This window comes from Pseudomonas syringae (assembly GCF_023278085.1).
Lineage (GTDB): Bacteria > Pseudomonadota > Gammaproteobacteria > Pseudomonadales > Pseudomonadaceae > Aquipseudomonas > Aquipseudomonas syringae_Q.
This window is the reverse complement of record NZ_CP066265.1, coordinates 2,260,728-2,279,489: the sequence shown is the minus strand read 5'-3', so window position 1 is coordinate 2,279,489 and position 18,762 is coordinate 2,260,728. Positions and strand designations below refer to the sequence as shown.

The window sequence follows — 18,762 nt, the reverse complement described above, 5'->3', positions numbered from 1 at the left end:
TGCTCACTAGGCTCTGTACGTAAAGTGGCTGCGCTCGGTGATGCTGCGTTAAAAACAGGCTCGGAATGCTCATTTACAACACGTAGACTCCGCTTCCTCGCCTGTTTTTGCCTTGCCTGACCTTCGCTCGCCGACTTTTCGTACAGAAGAGAAGGCCCCGTTTTTTTTACAGCTCGGCGCTTATTTGCCAGCGCCGATGTCGGGCTGCTTTTGCAGCACTACCCGTGTCACGCGGCGCTCTTCCACACCGACCACTTTCAGGTTCCAGCCCTGCCAGCTCAGGCTGTCACCGGTAGACGGCAGGCGGTCGAGCAGGCTCATGACCAGGCCGGCCAGGGTCTGGTAATCCTCGGTGGCCTTGGCCTGAAAGCCGGTACGTTCGCGGATCAGGCTCAGGTTCAAAGCACCCGACACCACGAATTCGTCACCCTGTACGACGATGTCCGGGCCTTCCACTTCGCTGGCGTCCGGCAGCTGACCGGCGATGGACTCCAGAATGTCGGTCATGCTCAGGACACCGATGAAATCACCGAATTCGTTGACCACGAATGCAATGTGGGTCGACTCCTTGCGCATCTGTTCCAGGGCATTGAGGATCGTGAAGCTTTCCAGCAGGTTGATCGCCTTGCGTGACATCAGCTTCAGGTCTGGCTGGTTGCCGGACAGCAGTTCCTTGAACAGCTCTTTCTTGTGCACAAAGCCCAATGGCTCGTCGATGCCGCCCTCGCCGATCAATGGCAATCGCGAGTAGGAAGAGTGCATCAGTTTCAGGCGAATTTTCTCGGCATCGTCGGTCAAGTCGATGTAGTCGATCTCGGCCCTCGGGGTCATGACCGTGCGAATCTGCCGCTCGGCCAGCTGCAGAACGCCGCTGATCATTACCCGCTCGCGGCGATCGAACACAGGCTCGCTGCTTTCGCCTTCCAGCATGTCGATGATTTCCTCATCGGCATCACCTGACTCCAGCCTGCGACCACCCAGCAGGCGCATCACCGCGTGAGCAGCACGCTCACGACGCGGCAGATGGCCGTGTGCTGACTTCTTGCTGCGCTTGCGGGCAATCTGGTTGAACACTTCGATGAGGATCGAGAAGCCAATCGCTGCATACAGATAGCCCTTGGGAATATGGAAACCCAGGCCTTCGGCAGTCAGGCTGAAACCGATCATCATCAGGAAGCCCAGGCACAGCATGATCACCGTCGGGCGGCTGTTAACGAATTTGGTCAGCGGCTTGCTGGCAATCATCATCAGGCCGATGGAGAAGATCACCGCGATCATCATCACCGACAGGTGCTCGACCATGCCGACGGCTGTAATGACAGCATCCAGCGAGAATACGGCGTCCAGTACGACAATCTGCGCAACTATAGGCCAGAACAGCGCATACGCTGCGTTACCGGCGCGCTGGGCCACATGGCCTTCCAGCCGTTCGTGCAATTCCATGGTGGCCTTGAACAACAGGAACACACCACCGAACAGCATGATCAGGTCACGTCCGGAGAAGGTTTTATCGAATATCTCGAACAGCGGCTCGGTCAGCGTCACCATCCAGGAGATGCTCGCCAACAGGCCAAGGCGCATGATCAGCGCCAACGAAAGGCCGATGACACGGGCCTTGTCGCGTTGTTCTGGCGGCAGTTTGTCGGCCAGGATGGCGATGAACACCAGGTTGTCGATACCCAGCACCAGTTCCAGCACGATGAGGGTCAGCAGGCCAAGCCATGCCGTGGGGTCAGCGATCCATTCCATGGTAGTTATGCAGCCTCACGGGAAAAATGGCAGGGAGTGGCACGGGTCACTGTAGACCAGACGCTATGGCGGTACGTCAGGCACGGCGTTGCAATGCCGGTACGCGAAAGCCTGGCAGGATCGATGCAGTGCAAGGGGCTGGGTAGATCAACGTTTGAATGGAACGGCCTGCTCGGTGAAAGGGACATCACCGGCCAGTCATAAACGATGGAAGGAGGACAACTCGGAGGCTCCTGGAGGGTATTCATACAGTCCTGAAAATCAATACGGGCGCTGATCGTACAATATGTCCAACTGTTTCGCACTTCGCAGATGTATTACAAAAATTGACTGATGAGCCCTCTTAGCGAACGTTCGCCCAAACCCCAAACACCCCCCAGCGACGTTTTGCCACACGGCTGGAGACGACCAGTTGTCTGACAACAGCAGCTGTCGGGTAGAAGCGAGAAATCATTTGTTTTAAAATGTTGCCATAACGTCATGCAGGCGCAGCGTCCAAGAGACCACCTGTGAACCTCGGTTCATTTGCCCTGCTGAGCAGAATCATAAAAAGAAAGCCCGTCATAGACGGGCTTTTTGCGTTTTCAGCTTTTGCATCCGGTCCCGTCAGCGGCGTCCGGGCGCCCCGTTTTCTTAACATTTGAGGTGATCTACCCATGCTGCGTATCGTTGTTGTTCATATGTTCCAGTGGCTCAAGCGTCTGTCGTCCGCGTTGTTCTTCCGCAGCGCAGAGGACAACTACTCCCGCAGCTTCACACGGGAAAACGATGACGAAGGCCGCTGGACGTTCGTGTCTATCGTCATTGTCCTGACCCTCAGCCTCTACTGCCTTGCAGGCCTTGGTTACTACGCCAAGACCAATATCTGGGACGGCTTCACCCAGGAGCAGAAAGCAAACATTGCCCAGGCCATGGTAGTCAGCTCACAGAACCTCTGAACTAACACACTGTGCAGTGCGAACGGGGAAGCGAAAGCTTCCCCGTTTTCGTTCAGGCGACTTGTCACGGACGGTCATTTCTGCGAGAAAGCCCACCCGTCACACTCACTGGATAACCCGGCAATGAGCAATGATTTACAGGTCACTGATCTGCACCCTGGCGATGGCAAAGCCGTGGTCAAGGGCGCGCTGATCACCACCCATTACACCGGCACGCTGAAAGACGGCACGGTGTTCGACTCTTCGCACCAGCGGGGCAAGCCGTTTCAGTGCGTGATCGGCACCGGGCGCGTCATCAAGGGCTGGGACCTGGGCCTGATGGGCATGAAAGTGGGCGGCAAACGCCAGTTGTTCGTGCCTGCCCATCTGGCGTATGGCGACAGGTCCATGGGCGCTCATATCACGCCCGGCTCCGACCTGACATTCGAGATAGAGCTGCTGGAAGTGTTGACCCGCGACGATTGAATAGCGACTTGCGGGCTAAACCTGACCGGAACAATGCCGATACGTTTGCCGATACGTCTATCAATGCGCGGTCAACACGCATGCCGGATTGATTGTTATCGCGGAAAAAGCCATGCTCCGGGTATGGTATTTCAGGTCTTCGCACGGGAACACGTATGGCGCTCAATAAGTCGACTCAAGAGCTGAAAAAGCACTTGAAAGGCACTGCAACAAATCTTGAGAACACCGCAGAAGAAATCCTCAAGCTTGCTTCGCAAATGAAGGACGTCGATGTCACGGCCATTCTGCAGATGGTCAACCGACTCTACAGCGACGCCGATCAGCTCAAGGCGTATGCCGATGAAGTGCGAGCAAAAAGAATCGTGCGCGCCAAACCGCTCTGAGTCTCTGACAGTAACGTCGCTGATGGTCCAGAGGACCTTTTATGCTGCCACCGCCCGTCAATGTCAGCGCCAGCCCCAGGCATCTGCACATGCAGAAATGGCGCGGCAGGGTCGGCATGACGCTGGCCGCAAGCCTGTCTGTGCTGGCGGGCATGACCGATGCCATCGGCTTCATGGCGACCGGTGATTTCGTTTCGTTCATGAGCGGCAACACCACACGCCTTGCCGTCGCGATCAGTGACGGCGACCTCAACGTGACGGCTCGCCTGGCCTTGGCCATCTTTACGTTCATCATCGGCAACGCGCTGGGCGTGGTTGTTGCCCGGCGCGGCGGCAGACGCGCGCTGCCTCTGCTGTTGGGCATCGCCACGCTGCTGTGCGCCGCGGCGGCATGGCCGCTGGACAGCAATATGCTGGCGTTGGTCTGGGCCATTCTGGCGATGGGCATGCTTAATGCCGCCGTTGAACAGGTCAATGGCCTGCCGGTCGGCCTGACCTACGTAACCGGCGCGCTGTCGCGATTCGGCCGCGGTCTGGGGCGCTGGATGTTGGGTGAGCGCAAGCATGGCTGGCGTATTCAACTGGTGCCCTGGGTGGGCATGTTCATTGGCGCGGTGGTGGGCGCGATGCTTGAACAACGCCTCGGGCTCAACGCGTTACTGATCAGCGGCAGCCTGTCGGCATTGCTCGGCCTGGTTTCGCTGAAAATTCCGCACCGCTGGCAACGCCGCTACATGCCGCGCTGAACCTCGTGATTCCCCTCCGCTGAAATCGTTTACCATACGCCGCCTTTCATAACCGACCGCTGTCATGACCCCTGAAGCACTCGCGATCCTGCAACACCACCTGCTCGATGCTCTGAGCAATATCCCGAACGAAACCCGCCGACTGTTTCACGGCCGTGGCCGCGTGTGGCCAGGTCTGGAACACGTGACCGTCGACTGGCTGCAGGGCGTGGTGCTGGTCTGTGTGTTCAAGGAACCGCAGGCATCCGAACTGGACGCATTGACGCACTTGCTGACCGGGCTGATCGACACGCCTCAGTGGCAGCAAAGCCAGGCTCGTACCCTGCTGTTGCAACACCGTTATCTGCCAGACAGCACCACGCAGTCGCTGACCGGCGAGATGATGGACGACTGGGTGATCAGCGAAAACGGTCTGCGCTACAAGGTCGATTTCGGCAAGAAGCAGAACAGCGGCCTGTTTCTGGACATGCGCTACGGACGTGACTGGGTGCGGGCTCACGCCAAGGGCAAGCGCATCCTCAATCTGTTCGCCTACACCTGCGGTTTCTCGGTTGCGGCCATTGCCGGGGGCGCTGACCATGTGGTGAATCTGGACATGGCCCGCGCTGCGCTGAATCGCGGTCGCGAGAACCATCGGCTCAACGACCATGATCTGAGCCGCGTGACGTTTCTGGGGCATGACCTGTTCAAGTCATGGGCCAGAGTGACTCGCTCGGGGCCGTATGACCTGATCATCATTGACCCGCCCTCCTTCCAGAAAGGCAGCTTCATGCTCGACAAGGACTATCAGCGCGTCTTGCGTCGTCTGCCGGAGTTGCTGGAGGAGGACGGCACGGTGCTGGCGTGCATGAACGATCCGGCGCTGGGCCCGGACTTCCTGATCGGGCACACCGCCATCGAAGCGCCCTGCCTGCGTTTTCAGGAACGCCTGGAAAACCCTCCGGAATTCCCCGACGCACGCGTCGACGGCGGTCTGAAAGCGCTGGTGTTCAAAGCCGAAGGCTTGAGCCGCACAGGATGGGCGTAAACACCTGAGCCTGACGGCCCCTTCGCTGAGGAAGAGGCGTCAGGTTTATCAGGCACTCAGCCGCGAGATGACGTCTGTCAGGCCGGCTGACAGACCTTTCAGGTCATGACTCGCGCTCTGGGTGCGCTTGACGTTGTCCTGATTGGTCACGGCGATGGCCGTGATTTCAGTCAGATTGCGCGAAATGTCTTCGGCCACTGACGTCTGTTCTTCGGCGGCGGTAGCAATCTGCCGGTTCATGTCGCGGATGTTTTCCACCGCAACGGTGATGCGCTGCAAAGTCGCCCCGGCGTGCGTGACCTGTTCGACGCTTTCCTCGCTGCACGCCTGACCGCCCTGAATGGCCTGCACCGCATCGGCGGCGCCCGTCTGCACCGAACTGATGATCTGATTGATTTCTGAAGTCGATACAGCAGTACGTTGCGCCAGCGTGCGGACTTCGTCGGCCACTACCGCAAAACCACGTCCGGCTTCCCCGGCGCGTGCGGCTTCGATGGCGGCGTTGAGCGCCAGCAGGTTGGTCTGGTCAGCGATGCCGCGAATCACTTCCAGCACCTTGCCGATACGCCCGCTGTCGGTTTCCAGCCGCTGAATGACGTCGGCAGTCGAAGAAATCTCGTTGCGCATACGGGTGATGGTCGCGATAGTCGATTGCATGACCTTCTCGCCATCCTGAGCGCTCTGATCAGCTTCATCCGCAGCACGCGCAGCGTGTGCGGCATGCCGGGCGACTTCCTGAGCGGTAGCGGACATCTCGGTCATGGCCGTTGCGACCTGGTCGGTACGCTCGAACTGCTCATGAGTCCCCTGCGCCATCAGCTCGGCAATCGCATTCAACTCGCCGCCAGCGGTGTCCAGATCAGTGGTGCTGCGCTTCAGGCGATTGAAAGTATCGGCCAGGAAATCACGCAGGGTATTGGCCGCAACCGCCAGACGCCCGAGTTCGTCCTGTCGTGTCACTTCGACACGCACACCGAACTTGCCTTCGCTCAACTGAGCGACGTATTCGATCAGCATGCGGATCGGCGCGATCAGGTTGCGATTGACCATCCACAGCGCCAGCAGCCCTACCAACAGTGCAGAAACCAGCATCACGACAGCGCCGATCAGGATGGTCCGTTGCGCTTCATTGCTGATCGCAATGGATTGGGCATCACTGGCCTTGTGCAACTGGTCGACCAGACCGGCCATCTGTTCACTGGTCGGCCGATCAACGCCTTTGACCGCGACGTCACCTGCAGTAGCGTCGCCGCCTGCGGCAATAAACGCGTCGCGGCCAGTGCGGTAAGCCGTGCCCAGTGTCAGGTGCGCCTGTTGCAGCATCTGCACCTGGCTTTTCAGCGAGGCATCAGTGCCTTTCATATCCGCAAGCTGGCCCAACGTGCCCTGCACCTTGCGCTCCTGCTCCTCGAACTGCCCCCAGTACTTGTCACGCTCGACAGGCGTTTTTCCACGCAGCAGGACGTTTTTCCATTCCTGAACCTGAATCTTGAATTGCAGATTGGCGTCGTCAACCAATTGAGACGCCCGAACCGGACCGTCAAGAAGGCTGCGGTAGGCTTGTACGTTATCGGAAAGGAAGTTGAAGCAGGCCAGCGCAATGATCAACACAAGCACAAGGCTGCCGCCAAGCAAGCCAAGGATTTGAAGCCTGAGGGATTTGGACATCGTGATGATCTCTGTATACAAAGAGGTATGCGTCAGCGCGCATGAGATGACAGGCCTCATCCCTTTACGCCCGCTCTATAAATCAGCAGCGTATAGCCCTATGGGATCATCATCGGCTCAGGCGAATTTATCTTTAAAAAACAGCGACGGCTGGTAGCCGGTTCAGCCAGACGTCAAGAAAACGCCAGACACAGAAAGCTGCCCTATTCCGCCTGCCCGAACACCTGGCTGGGCCGCCGCAGCGACGGGTCGAACGGATTGATTCGGGCGCTGATGGTGGCCGCCTCGCGCTTGAGCAACTCCACTACGGTCATCAGGCGATCAGGCCCTAACCGGTCACTGATGGTCGCCACGCTGAGCGCCGCCACCGCACGCCCGTTGCGGTCCATGATCGGCACCGCCAACCCGGCCATGCCTGGCAGCGCGCCGGTATTGCGAGCGGCGTAGCCAAGGCGGCGAACGTTGTCGACTTCCGAGCGAAGAAACACTTCGTCATACAGATGGAAATCCTTGAGCCGTGGCAGGTTGTAGGCAATCACCGTTTCCCGCTCGTCCTCGGGCAGAAACGCCAGAATCGCCAGGCTGCCCTGCCCCACGCCCATCGCGACGCGACCACCGATATCACCCGTAAAAGTACGAATCGGGTAAGGGCCTTCGCTGCGGTCCAAGCAGATGGCGTCAAAGCCGCTACGCGCCAACAGGAACAGCGAATCACCCAGCGACGCAGACAGGCGCAGCAGGCTCGGGCGCACCAGGTCACGCAGATTGCCGCTGTTGCCGGCTCTGGCCGCCAGCGCAAAGAATTCGATGCTCAGCCGGTAACGCTTGCTGAGCACATCCTGCTCGACCATGCCTTCGTCCATCAGGCTGCGCAGCAGGCGGTGGGTGGTCGGTTGCGACAAGCCGACACGCTGCGCCAGTTGCGTCACCCGTTCACCGCCTTCGTCGCAATCGCCCAGGCAGCGCAGGATGGCGAACAGTCTGGAAACCGCCCCGACACCTACGTCGCGGGAATCAGAATTCCGATCAGTGGAATTATTCATGTGTATTTCTCTTTTAATTATCACTGAATGAATTAATTCAAAAAAATATGTTATTCAGTGAAATTTGGCATTGAGCGCATCCTAGCCTTCGTCCTACTCTCAGTCCACAGGGGCGATTTGAACAATCATCGGCAGCCGACTCAGAGCGAGCGCCAACGTCCACAGAATTGCATGACTTCATTTCGCATCTGCCCATGACAAACGCGTGCCTCGGCGCGCACGTATTAAGGTGGAAGCAGGCATGGCATTTCTGCAGCTCGAAGGTCTCTCCAAACGCTACGGCTCCATAGACGCGGTGGTTGCAACCAACCTGTCCGTGGACAAGGGCGAATTTGTCTCGCTGCTCGGCCCCTCCGGCTGCGGCAAAACCACCACTTTGCAAATGATTGCCGGCTTCGTCGAGGTCAGTGACGGGCGTATCGTGCTCGACGGCCGGGATATCACCCACGCCAAGCCCAGCAGCCGGGGCCTGGGTGTGGTATTTCAGAGCTACGCGCTGTTTCCGCACATGACCGTGGCCGACAACGTTGCGTTCGGCTTGCGGATGCGCAAGGTGCCCGCAGCCGAACTGCAACAGCGTGTTACTCGTGTGCTTGAGTTAGTGCGCCTCGGCCAGCATGCCGAACGCTACCCGCGTGAGTTGTCCGGCGGCCAGCGGCAGCGCGTTGCTCTGGCGCGGGCGCTGGTCATCGAACCGCCTGTGCTGCTGCTCGATGAGCCGCTGTCGAATCTGGACGCCAACCTGCGCGAAGAAATGCAGTTCGAAATTCGCCGCATTCAGAATGAAGTAGGCATTACCACGCTGATGGTTACCCACGATCAGGCTGAAGCGCTGTCGATCAGTGACCGGGTGGTGGTCATGCAGGCCGGACGCATCACCCAGATCGACGAGCCGTACAAACTCTACGAACACCCACGCACCCGCTTCATTTCAGGTTTCGTGGGCAAGGCCAATATGTTGCAGGGCGATCTGGACAGCAGCGGCTGCCCGCAGATTCGGCAGTTGCCTGGCGATGGTGCGCTGACCCTCAGCCTGCGCCCGGAGAAAATCGACCTGGTTGAGCCCGGTTGCGGGCGTCTGTCGGGGCGCATCACCACACGCTACTTTCTCGGCAGCCAATGGCTGTATCGCATCCAGACCGGTATCGGCGAAGTCACCGTGGTGCGCCGCAACGATGGGCAGGCGCCACTGGAAGAAGGCGCACCGGTCGGCATGGACTGGCCGAGCGAATTGCTGCGCGTGCTGGATGCCGACGAGGTGCGGGCATGAGCCTGTTGACCGAGATGCGCCAGGGCGGACGCGGCTACTGGCTGTCAGCCCCGGCGCTGGCGCTGTACATCGGCCTGCTGGTGCTGCCGCTGGGCCTGACCCTGGTGCTGTCGTTCAATGTGTTCGACTATCAGGTAGGGGTGAAAAGCGACAGCTACACACTCGCCAATTACACGGCGGTGATTACCGACTCGTATTTTTATGAAATTTTCCTGCGCACCTTCTGGATCAGCGCGCTCGTCACCCTGTTGTGCGTGCTGATCGGCGTGCCGGAAGCCTACATTCTGAGCCGCATGGGCACGCCATGGCGCTCGATCTTCCTGATTCTGATCCTCACGCCGCTGCTGATCTCGGTGGTCGTCCGGGCCTTCGGCTGGAGCCTGCTGCTCGGCGCTGACGGTCTGATCAACCAGGCCATCCAGTTCATGGGCGGGCGACCGGTGAAACTGCTGTACACCCCGTTTGCAGTGATCATCGCGCTGGTCCACGTGATGCTGCCGTTCATGATCATTCCGGTCTGGACCTCGTTGCAGAAGCTCGACCCTACCGCCGAACAGGCCGCGCTGTCGCTGGGCGCCAGCCAGGCAAAAGTGATGCGCCTGATTGTGCTACCGCAGGTCATGCCCGGCGTGTTGTCCGGCTCGCTGATCGTGTTCGGCCTCGCCGCCAGCTCGTTCGCCATTCCCGGCCTGCTAGGCGGACGCCGCCTGAAGATGGTCGCCACGGTGATCTACGACCAATACCTCTCGGAGCTGAACTGGCCGATGGGCGCGACCCTCGCGGTGGCGCTGCTGCTGGTCAATCTGCTGGTGATGCTGTCGTGGAATCGCATGATCGAAGGCCGCTACAAAAAAACTCTGGGGGAATGATCCATGTCCAAGAACGGTCCTTTGGCCCTGTCGTTTCACGCGCTGGTCGTGATGTTCATGATGGCCCCGCTGGTGGTGGTGTGCCTGGTGGCCTTCACCCCGGAAAACACCCTGAGCCTGCCCACCACCCACTTCTCGTTGCGCTGGTTCAAGGCCGTGTTCGAACGGGCCGATTTTATCGACTCGTTCTACAACAGCCTGATGCTGGCGTTCGTTTCGGCGACCCTCGCGACCTTGATCGCGGTCCCGGCCGCGCTGGCAATTACCCGCCACACATTCCCGGGCCGCAACTTTTTCAATGCACTGTTTCTCTCGCCGATCATCATTCCGCATCTGGTGCTGGGCGTCGCGATGCTGCGCCTGTTTGCACTGATGGGGGTGAACGGCAGTTTCACCTGGCTGATCTTCGCTCACGTACTGGTGATCACGCCTTACGTGCTGCGTCTGGTGCTGGCAGCGGCGATTGGTATCGATCGCAGCGCGGAACATGCCGCCGAGTCTCTGGGCGCAAGTCGTTTCACGCTGTTTCACCAGATCACCCTGCCGATGATCCTGCCCGGCGTGGCGGGCGGCTGGCTGCTGGCTTTCATCAACAGCTTTGACGAAGTCACGTTGTCGATCTTCGTCACCTCGCCCGCCACCCAGACCCTGCCGGTGCGCATGTACGTCTACGCCACCGAATCCATCGACCCGATGATGGCCGCCGTATCGGCGCTGGTCATCGCCCTGACCGCTGCCACCATGATCCTGCTGGACCGGGTCTATGGCCTGGATCGCGTGCTGGTCGGCAAACACTAACCCGGAGCTTTCACGTTATGGCACTGCTCAAGCGACTGGTCGAACGCGACCGCCCGGCGCTCTCTTTCACCCTTGATGGCCAACCGGCCAGCGGCTTGTTGGGCGATACGCTGTTGACCGCAGTATTGACTGCCAGCGAGCACTTGCGCGGCAGCGATTTCAGCGCCGAACCGCGTGCCGGGTTCTGCATGATGGGGGCGTGTCAGGATTGCTGGGTGCGCCTGGGCGATGGTCAGCGGGTGCGCGCGTGCTCGACGCTGCTGGAGGCCGGCCAGACGGTGAATCGCGAGCCGGGGCGGCGCTCATGAACGAACCAGACGTTGTCGTCATCGGCGCAGGCCCGGCAGGTATTCGCGCCACACAGACACTGCTGGCCCATGGCATCAAGGCCAGCCTGATCGATGAAGGCCTGCGCGGCGGCGGCCAGGTCTATCGTCGCCAGCCGGAAAATTTTCAGCGCTCGGCCAAGGCACTGTACGGTTTTGAAAGCGGCAAGGCGGTAGCACTGCATCAAACCCTCGATACGCTGACGGAGCACATTGATTACCGGCCGCAAACGCTGGTCTGGAATGCCGAAAACGGGCAACTCGACACCTTGCAACACGGCAAAACCGCAACCCTCGATTACGCTCAGTTGATCGTCGCCACGGGAGCCACTGACCGTATTCTGCCCGTACCCGGCTGGACCCTGCCCGGCGTGTACAGCCTGGGCGCCGCGCAGATCGCCCTTAAATATCAGGGCTGTGCGATTGGCGAGCGCGTGGTGTTTGCCGGCAGCGGGCCCCTGTTGTATCTGGTGGCCTATCAATACGCCAAGGCAGGCGCAACGGTGGTCGCGGTGCTGGACAGCGCGCCCTTCTCGGCCCAGTGCAAGGCACTGCCCGCGCTGCTGGGTCAGCCGGCCACACTCGCCAAGGGCCTTTATTACCGCGCCTGGCTGACCGCTCGAGGCATCCCGGTGCATCAAGGTGCGCAGCTTTCGCGCATAGCGGGTGAACAGCGGGTCACTGGTATCCAGTGGGCACGTAACGACACATCAGTACATCTGGCCTGCGATGCCGTGGCCTTTGCCCATGCGCTGCGCAGCGAAACACAACTGGCTGATCTGCTGGGCTGCAAATTCGCCTGGAGCCCATTGAACCGCGCCTGGTTGCCGGTGCGCGATGACTGCGGACGCAGCAGCGTGCCGGGCGTTTACCTGGCAGGCGATGGCGCGGGAATCATGGGCGCAGACGCGGCGGAAATGGCCGGTGAACTGGCCGCCCTTGGTCTGTTGCAGGACCGCGGTATCAACGTCGACGCGCTGCGTATCAGCGACCTGAAAACCGCACTGCAGCGCATCGAGCGTTTTCGTCATGGGCTGGAAACCGCTTTCCCGTTCCCCGAGGACTGGTCTGCCAACGTGCCGGACGAAACCCTGGTGTGCCGCTGCGAAGAAGTGACTGCGGGTGACATTCGCAGCACCGTGCAGGAGGGTCATTGGGAGATTAATCGGGTCAAGGCCATGTGCAGGATCGGCATGGGTCGCTGCCAGGGCCGGATGTGTGGCCTGGCGGCGGCCGAGATCGTGGCTCACGAAAGTGGACGCCCGATCGAGCAGGTCGGGCGCCTGCGCGGCCAGGCGCCCATCAAACCCATTCCGTTCGGCGTCGAGCCACAAGCGGTGGAGCAGCAACCATGAGCGCGCTGGTTGAAACCGATGCCATTGTGATTGGCGGCGGCATTGTCGGTGCGTCGGCGGCCTTGGCGCTGGCCCGCAAAGGCAAGCGCGTCGCCCTGCTGGAGCGCGACTTCTGCGGCTCGCACTCCAGCGGTGTCAATTATGGCGGGGTCAGACGCCAGGGTCGTCCCTTGTCACAGTTGCCCCTGTCACAACGGGCGCACCAGATCTGGGGCAGCCTGCGTGAGCTGATCGGCATCGACGGCGAGTACCAACGCTCCGGCCATCTCAAACTGGCGCGCAGCGAGCAGGACATGAATGCCTTGCGTGCCTACGCAGACGCCAGCAGCGAATTTGGCCTGAACCTGCAACTGCTTGATCGCGAGCAGCTACGCGCTCGCTACCCGTGGGCAGGCGATGTCGCCGTCGGCGCGTCGCTGTGTGCCGACGACGGGCATGCCAATCCGCGCCTGGTATCACCGGCTTTCGCCCGCGCCGCTCGCCAGGCCGGTGCGCAAATCTTCGAACAGGCGGCAGTCAGTGAAGTCAGCCATGACGGCACGGCCTTTACCGTCAAAACCGCCAGCGGCATGACCCTGCGCGCGCAGTGGCTGCTCAATTGCGCAGGCGCCTGGGCCGGGCAACTGGCGGCACAATTCAACGAACCGGTGCCGATGTATTCCGGGCATCCGGCGATGCTCGTCACCGAACCGCTGCCGATGTTCATGGACGTCAGCACGGGCGTCGAAGGCGGCGGTATCTATGCCCGCCAGGTCGCACGCGGCAATTGCGTGCTCGGCGGCGGCCAGGGTTTTGCCCTTGATCCGGCCCGTGCCAGACCGGGACAGGCAGCGTTGCTGGATATCCTGCGCAACGCGGTCGAGCTCTATCCGCCGCTCGCCGGGGCGCAGGCCATTCGCACCTGGAGCGGCACCGAAGGTTATCTACCGGATCGCGAACCGGTGCTGGGCCCGAGCATCACCCGGCCGGGCCTGTTGCATGGCTTTGGCTTTGCCGGGGCAGGCTTCCAGATTGGCCCGGCGGCTGGCGAAGCGCTGGCTGAATGGGTCTGTGAAGGGTCTTCGCTGATCTCGCTCGACGCCTTTTCCATTGGCCGCTTTCAACAAAAATCTCCCGTTCCGCTTGAACCCGTTACGAACGTCATCCCATTGCACAGAGGAAGATCGTCCCTATGAAAACCAGCAAACATCTCGCGCTCACCGGTCTGTCCTGTCTGCCCCTGGCGGCCGCCCTGTTTTGCATGCCTGCGCAGGCTGAAACGACGCTGTATCTCGGCATGAACGGCGGGACCATGGAACGGCTGTATGCCGATCAGGTTCTGCCTGCTTTCGAGAAAGCCAACAACGTCAAGGTGGTGATCGTGCCCGGTACGTCGGCGGACATCCTTGCCAAGGTGCAGGCCAGCAAAGACAACCCGCAGATGCACGTGATCTTCCTCGACGACGGCATCATGTATCGGGCCATTTCCATGGGCCTGTGCGACACCCTGCAACCCAGCGCCGCGTTAAGTGATTTGCCGGCCAAGGCGAAAATCAAAGAACAGGCAGCGGCAGTCAGCCTCGGCGTCACAGGCCTGGCCTACAACACGCGCATGTTCAAGGAGCAAGGCTGGAGCGCGCCAACCTCGTGGATGGACCTGGCCGACAAGCGCTTCAAGGACAAGGTGGTGTTTCAGTCGCTGGCTTCTTCGACCTTTGGGCTGCATGGTTTCCTGATGTTCAACCGCATTCAGGGCGGCAGTGAGAAAGATGTCGAGCCTGGCTTCAAGGCCTGGCCGAAAACAATCGGCCCCAATGTGCTGGAATACATTGCCAGTTCAGCGAAGATTTCCGAAATGGTACAGACCGACGAAGCGGCCATTTTCCCGCTGACGCCGACTCAGGTGACTGCCTTGAAAATCAAAGGTGTGCCGGTGGAATATGCATCGCCCAAGGAAGGCGGCGTGGTGCTGAACGTGGCGGAATGTACGCTGGCCAACAATAACCAGCCGGAACTGGCGCAGAAGCTCGCGGCGTACCTGCTGACGCCTGAAGCTCAGGCACCGGCGCTGGAATTCGGCGATCAGATCCCGTCCAACCCGAAAACACCGACCACTGACAAGACGCGCCCTCAGGTTGAGGCGATGGAAAAATACCTGGAAACCGCTGTGACCATTGACTGGGATCAGGTCAACTTGATCCGCCCAGAATGGAATGCGCGCTGGAGCCGCAGTATCGAGCGCTAGTCCGTCACAGGCCTGCCCGCTGGACGTGCCTTCGCAGGCAGCCAGCGGCAAGCGTTTTTCACCGCCGGGCAAATTATTTCAACTTATTACCGCATAGGGGAGTCCCACCGTTACGCCCTCTTCTCAAGGCGCATTCAGCGGTGGTTCTTTTTCTATGAGTTTTATTGTCTGCATGAGCGTGCTCGGCGTCCTGTTGATGCTGCTGGCGCTCACCTCTTCCTATCTGCGCTGGATGCCGGTCACCACATCAGCGGTGTGCCTGGCCTTTGGTTTCGGTATCGGCCCGATGGGCCTCGATGTCGTGGACCTGAATTTCAAGGAATCCCACGAATGGCTGGAGCGCCTGACTGAAGTGGCGGTGCTGTTCTCGCTGTTCGGCACAGGCATCAAGTTGCGCCTGCCGTTGAGCGGCAAAGCCTGGCATTCGGCCTATTGGCTGGCCGGGCCGGTGATGCTGGCGACCATCGCCGGGGTAAGCGTCGCCGCGCATTACATTATCGGGCTGGACTGGGGCGTGTCGGTGCTGCTCGGCGCCATGCTCTCGCCGACCGACCCGGTACTGGCGGGAATGGTGCAGGTCAACAGTGCGCAGGATCAGGATCGGCTGCGTTTCGGCCTGTCCGGTGAAGCCGGGCTCAATGACGGGACGGCGTTCCCCTTCGTGATCTTTGCCCTGCTGTACCTGACGTCCGGCGGCGGCATGGCCAACTGGATAGAAGAATGGCTGATAAAGGACCTGATCTGGGCTGTGCCGGCCGGGTTGTTGATTGGCTATGGGATGGGACGCGGTGTCGGCCATCTGATGATTTTTCTGCGCGTCAAAAACGCCGACAGCACCACTTCGCCCAACGATTTTCTGGCCCTGGCGCTGATCGCGCTGGCCTATGTGATCGCCCAGAGTCTGGGCGCGTTCGGCTTTCTGTCGGTCTTCGCCGCAGGCTTCGGCTTGCGTCAGGCCGAAGTTCGCGCCACCTGCTCGGAACTGCCCTCGGAACACGTGGCTCAGCCCGTGTTAGGACACATGACGGCCTCGCTGGAACAAGGCACCGTGGCCAAAGCCGACGATCTCAGCGACTCACAACTGGCTGCCGGGGTAATGATGGGCGACATGCTGGCGTTCGGCAGCCTGGTGGAACGGGCCATGGAAGTGCTGTTGATCACCTTGCTGGGCGCTGCACTGGCCACGTACTGGGACTGGCGTGCAATTGGCCTGGGACTGGCCTTGTTCTGCGTCATCCGCCCGGCAAGCGTCTGGTTACTGGTCAGCCGGAATTTGCTCGACCGCAGGCAAAAAGCGCTGGTGGGCTGGTTCGGTATTCGCGGTATCGGCAGTCTTTATTACCTGTGCTTTGCCCTGTCGCATGGGCTGGCGGATGATGTCGGCGATGTGGTGATCGGCATGACGCTGTCGGTTGTGGCGCTGAGTATTCTGTTGCACGGTATTAGCATTCAGCCTTTACTCGAACGCTACGAACGCAGTGCAGCAGCGCGTTCCGACTGATCAGCGCCCGCCAACGCGGCTGCCATAGAGCCAGTCGATGAACGCATCAGAACAAGCAATTGGACTGCGGCAATTCGTCTCGGTTAGCGTGGCGGGCATCCAGCCTGTGCAAGCAGAGCCTTCTATGGCTAATATGAAGGCGAATCAAGGCACTCTGCCAGCCTGTCCGCCAGCGCAACAGGGCATTCAGTGTGCAGAAGCGCTGAACCCCTGTAGCACGCTGGCCTCCAAATGGAATGCAGTTTTATCAATCAGTCAGAAGGTGAAATGTCCGAACCCGTCCTGATGGACCGCTTTGCCCGCAAAGTCGATTATCTGCGCATGTCGGTCACCGACCGGTGCGATTTCCGTTGCGTGTATTGCATGGCCGAAGAGATGACGTTTCTGCCTCGCCAACAGATCCTGTCCCTGGAAGAGATCCTGCAGGTGGCTGAGCGCTTCGTTGCGCTGGGCACTCGCAAGATTCGTCTGACGGGTGGCGAGCCACTGGTACGTGCCGGTGTGGTCGGGCTTTGCGAGCGAATCGCCGCCCTGCCCGGCCTGCGCGAATTGTGCATGACCACCAATGGCTCGCAACTGGACAAACTGGCAGCGCCGCTGTTTAACGCTGGCGTCACACGCCTGAATATCAGCCTGGACAGCCTCGACCCGCAGCGCTTTCGCGAGCTGACCCGCACCGGAGACCTGAACAAGGTCATCGCTGGTATCGATGCCGCCAACGCTGCCGGTTTTGTCCATACCAAACTCAATTGTGTCGTTATGCATGGCCGTAACGATCACGAGATCAACGACCTGCTGGCGTTCGCCATCGATCGCAATCTGGACGTCTCGTTCATCGAAGAAATGCCACTGGGCATCATCAGCGAGCACAGCCGTGCCGAATCCTTCTATTCAAGTGATCAGGTTCGCGAGCGTATTGCCGAGCGCTATACGCTGGTGCCGTCCACTGACTCGACCCAAGGTCCGTCGCGCTACTGGCGTCTGGCGGAAGCGCCAGGCATTCGCATCGGCTTTATTTCTCCGCACAGCCATAACTTCTGCGGCACCTGCAATCGCGTGCGCCTGACAGTTGAAGGACGTTTGCTGCTATGCCTGGGCAACGAGCATTCAGTGGACTTGAAGTCGGTGCTGCGTGCCAACCCCGGTCAGCCGCAGAAGCTTGAGAAAGCAATCATCGACGCCATGCAGTTAAAGCCGTGGAGCCACAACTTCACTCACGACGACGGTGTGCAGGTGGTACGTTTCATGAACATGACGGGCGGTTGACCGGTATTGCGCCTCGCATAACGAGGCGCTAACTATTTGTCAGTCTTGCGAAAGAACAGCGTTATCTGCCCGACCTCAACGCCCAGCTTGGTCATCGACGAACGATTGGCCAGGGTTTGTTCGTCAATCATGTACATCCAGTCATCCAGACTGACGTCATACTCGGTACCGTCCACCGGCAGCCTGAGCACGTAATTCCAATGGAAGCTGTTGCCCGACACTTCGCCACGCGCCTCACCGACCACGTCCCCTGCCGTACCCTTCCAACGGCCAGGACCGTCGGGACGCAGGCGCCATTCGCGAACCTGTTTAGTGCCATCGCTGTAGCTGAAGGCCTCATGCATCACCAGCACTTCGCCTTCATTATGGCCATCGATCACCACGGTAAAGCGCTTGGTGACCTCGCCTGAACGCTTCTGGAACATGCCCCAGGCTTCGACGCGCCCGGTGAAGTACTTGCGCAGATCAAGCTTCGGCGCCTCCTGACTGTAGTGCGTGACCGGCACGCCACCACAACCGCTCAAAACCAGGCCAAGGCCCAGTACTACCATCCATTTTCTGAGCATGCGCCCTCCTTGAGTCATCATCAGCCTGCTTTCCCGAGCAGCTCTTCACGCAGCTCCGGGTTGCGGGTTTTCGGGTCAAGCCAGATGGAGAAGAATGCCTTGGCGAACTGGCTGTCGGGCACGACATGCTGGAGCTTGTCGCCCACGTAGAAGCGTGCCTCACGGCCAGGTAGATAGACGCCGGTGATCTTCATGCCCGGTTGCACATCAACGAACGATTGCTGCATTTGCTGACGCCATGCCGTCAACTGATCATCACTGACAGCGGCCCCGGAAATACGCTTGATCTCATCGATGCTGGCATCAACCAGGTCTTCGCGGTCAATGTCTCGGTGATAAGTGAGTTCGAGTGCCAGCGGAGCGTCCGCCGTGAAAGGCTTTGCCGGGCTGGACAGCCTGGCGGTGTAGATGCGGAACCCGAACAGCGTCAGTTCGCCGCTGCCTACCACCTGCGCATTGGGTAGCGCTTCACGCCAGTCTGCCAAGGCACTGCTGCTGAGCAGGATCAGAAACCATAACCATCGTGGCGCGAGCACGGGCATCGACAACCTCGGAAGATGTACTGCCA

General features: G+C 60.0%; 19 protein-coding genes. 14 read left to right on the top strand and 5 right to left on the bottom strand.

What is annotated here, in order from left to right; translation table 11 throughout:
• Window positions 1-180: 180 nt before the first annotated feature.
• Window positions 181-1,749, bottom strand: a complete 1,569-nt coding sequence (locus I9H07_RS10240; protein ID WP_024676004.1) for a TerC family protein — start codon at window positions 1,747-1,749, stop codon at window positions 181-183.
• A gap of 656 nt (window positions 1,750-2,405) precedes the next feature.
• Between I9H07_RS10240 and I9H07_RS10235 the strand changes: the two genes are divergently transcribed.
• The 5 genes from I9H07_RS10235 (at window position 2,406) to I9H07_RS10215 (ending at window position 5,308) form a co-directional block, all read left to right on the top strand.
• The gene (locus I9H07_RS10235; RefSeq protein ID WP_024676005.1) at window positions 2,406-2,687 is read left to right on the top strand and encodes a hypothetical protein; all 282 of its coding nucleotides are present in this window, start codon (window positions 2,406-2,408) and stop codon (window positions 2,685-2,687) included.
• A 123-nt stretch (window positions 2,688-2,810) separates the two neighbouring features.
• On the top strand, window positions 2,811-3,152 hold the full coding sequence (locus tag I9H07_RS10230; RefSeq protein ID WP_058824340.1) for an FKBP-type peptidyl-prolyl cis-trans isomerase: 342 nt from the start codon (window positions 2,811-2,813) through the stop codon (window positions 3,150-3,152).
• 155 nt (window positions 3,153-3,307) lie between these two features.
• A complete protein-coding gene (locus tag I9H07_RS10225; RefSeq protein WP_007253485.1) occupies window positions 3,308-3,535 on the top strand; it encodes a hypothetical protein in 228 nt (75 codons plus the stop codon).
• 41 nt (window positions 3,536-3,576) lie between these two features.
• Window positions 3,577-4,281 (top strand): YoaK family protein, encoded by a 705-nt coding sequence (locus I9H07_RS10220; RefSeq protein WP_236425671.1) that lies wholly within the window; start codon window positions 3,577-3,579, stop codon window positions 4,279-4,281.
• A gap of 64 nt (window positions 4,282-4,345) precedes the next feature.
• Entirely contained in the window at window positions 4,346-5,308 is a 963-nt protein-coding gene (locus tag I9H07_RS10215; protein WP_236425672.1) for a class I SAM-dependent methyltransferase, read from the top strand.
• Window positions 5,309-5,356: 48 nt separating this feature from the next.
• Here the strand turns inward: I9H07_RS10215 and I9H07_RS10210 are convergent, their stop codons facing one another.
• Both I9H07_RS10210 and I9H07_RS10205 read right to left on the bottom strand, forming a co-directional pair.
• A complete protein-coding gene (locus I9H07_RS10210) occupies window positions 5,357-6,976 on the bottom strand; it encodes a methyl-accepting chemotaxis protein (RefSeq protein ID WP_236425673.1) in 1,620 nt (539 codons plus the stop codon).
• Between the two features lie 203 nt (window positions 6,977-7,179).
• On the bottom strand, window positions 7,180-8,019 hold the full coding sequence (locus I9H07_RS10205; RefSeq protein ID WP_236425674.1) for an IclR family transcriptional regulator: 840 nt from the start codon (window positions 8,017-8,019) through the stop codon (window positions 7,180-7,182).
• 241 nt (window positions 8,020-8,260) lie between these two features.
• Here I9H07_RS10205 and I9H07_RS10200 point away from each other — a divergent pair, with 241 nt between their 5' ends.
• From I9H07_RS10200 to moaA, 9 genes are all read left to right on the top strand, one after another.
• The gene (locus tag I9H07_RS10200) at window positions 8,261-9,289 is read left to right on the top strand and encodes an ABC transporter ATP-binding protein (protein WP_058391452.1); all 1,029 of its coding nucleotides are present in this window, start codon (window positions 8,261-8,263) and stop codon (window positions 9,287-9,289) included.
• On the top strand, window positions 9,286-10,158 hold the full coding sequence (locus I9H07_RS10195) for an ABC transporter permease (RefSeq protein ID WP_024676011.1): 873 nt from the start codon (window positions 9,286-9,288) through the stop codon (window positions 10,156-10,158). Before I9H07_RS10200 ends, I9H07_RS10195 begins: the two co-directional genes overlap by 4 nt.
• 3 nt (window positions 10,159-10,161) lie before the next feature.
• Window positions 10,162-10,956, top strand: coding sequence for an ABC transporter permease (locus tag I9H07_RS10190; protein ID WP_236425734.1), 795 nt, complete (start codon window positions 10,162-10,164; stop codon window positions 10,954-10,956).
• Window positions 10,957-10,973: 17 nt separating this feature from the next.
• Complete coding sequence (locus I9H07_RS10185; protein WP_236425733.1) at window positions 10,974-11,264, top strand: (2Fe-2S)-binding protein; 291 nt, start codon at window positions 10,974-10,976, stop codon at window positions 11,262-11,264.
• The gene (locus tag I9H07_RS10180) at window positions 11,261-12,637 is read left to right on the top strand and encodes an NAD(P)/FAD-dependent oxidoreductase (RefSeq protein ID WP_236425732.1); all 1,377 of its coding nucleotides are present in this window, start codon (window positions 11,261-11,263) and stop codon (window positions 12,635-12,637) included. The genes I9H07_RS10185 and I9H07_RS10180 overlap by 4 nt, the downstream gene beginning before the upstream one ends.
• Window positions 12,634-13,812 (top strand): NAD(P)/FAD-dependent oxidoreductase, encoded by a 1,179-nt coding sequence (locus I9H07_RS10175; protein ID WP_236426119.1) that lies wholly within the window; start codon window positions 12,634-12,636, stop codon window positions 13,810-13,812. Before I9H07_RS10180 ends, I9H07_RS10175 begins: the two co-directional genes overlap by 4 nt.
• Window positions 13,809-14,861 (top strand): ABC transporter substrate-binding protein, encoded by a 1,053-nt coding sequence (locus I9H07_RS10170; protein ID WP_058391447.1) that lies wholly within the window; start codon window positions 13,809-13,811, stop codon window positions 14,859-14,861. Before I9H07_RS10175 ends, I9H07_RS10170 begins: the two co-directional genes overlap by 4 nt.
• A gap of 154 nt (window positions 14,862-15,015) precedes the next feature.
• Window positions 15,016-16,362, top strand: a complete 1,347-nt coding sequence (locus tag I9H07_RS10165; protein ID WP_024676017.1) for a cation:proton antiporter — start codon at window positions 15,016-15,018, stop codon at window positions 16,360-16,362.
• Window positions 16,363-16,629: 267 nt separating this feature from the next.
• Complete coding sequence (moaA, locus tag I9H07_RS10160; protein ID WP_024676018.1) at window positions 16,630-17,628, top strand: GTP 3',8-cyclase MoaA; 999 nt, start codon at window positions 16,630-16,632, stop codon at window positions 17,626-17,628.
• Between the two features lie 32 nt (window positions 17,629-17,660).
• Here the strand turns inward: moaA and I9H07_RS10155 are convergent, their stop codons facing one another.
• The gene (locus tag I9H07_RS10155) at window positions 17,661-18,194 is read right to left on the bottom strand and encodes a DUF3833 domain-containing protein (protein WP_024676019.1); all 534 of its coding nucleotides are present in this window, start codon (window positions 18,192-18,194) and stop codon (window positions 17,661-17,663) included.
• A 20-nt stretch (window positions 18,195-18,214) separates the two neighbouring features.
• Entirely contained in the window at window positions 18,215-18,730 is a 516-nt protein-coding gene (locus tag I9H07_RS10150; protein WP_058824368.1) for a chalcone isomerase family protein, read from the bottom strand.
• Between the last annotated feature and the right edge of the window lie 32 nt (window positions 18,731-18,762).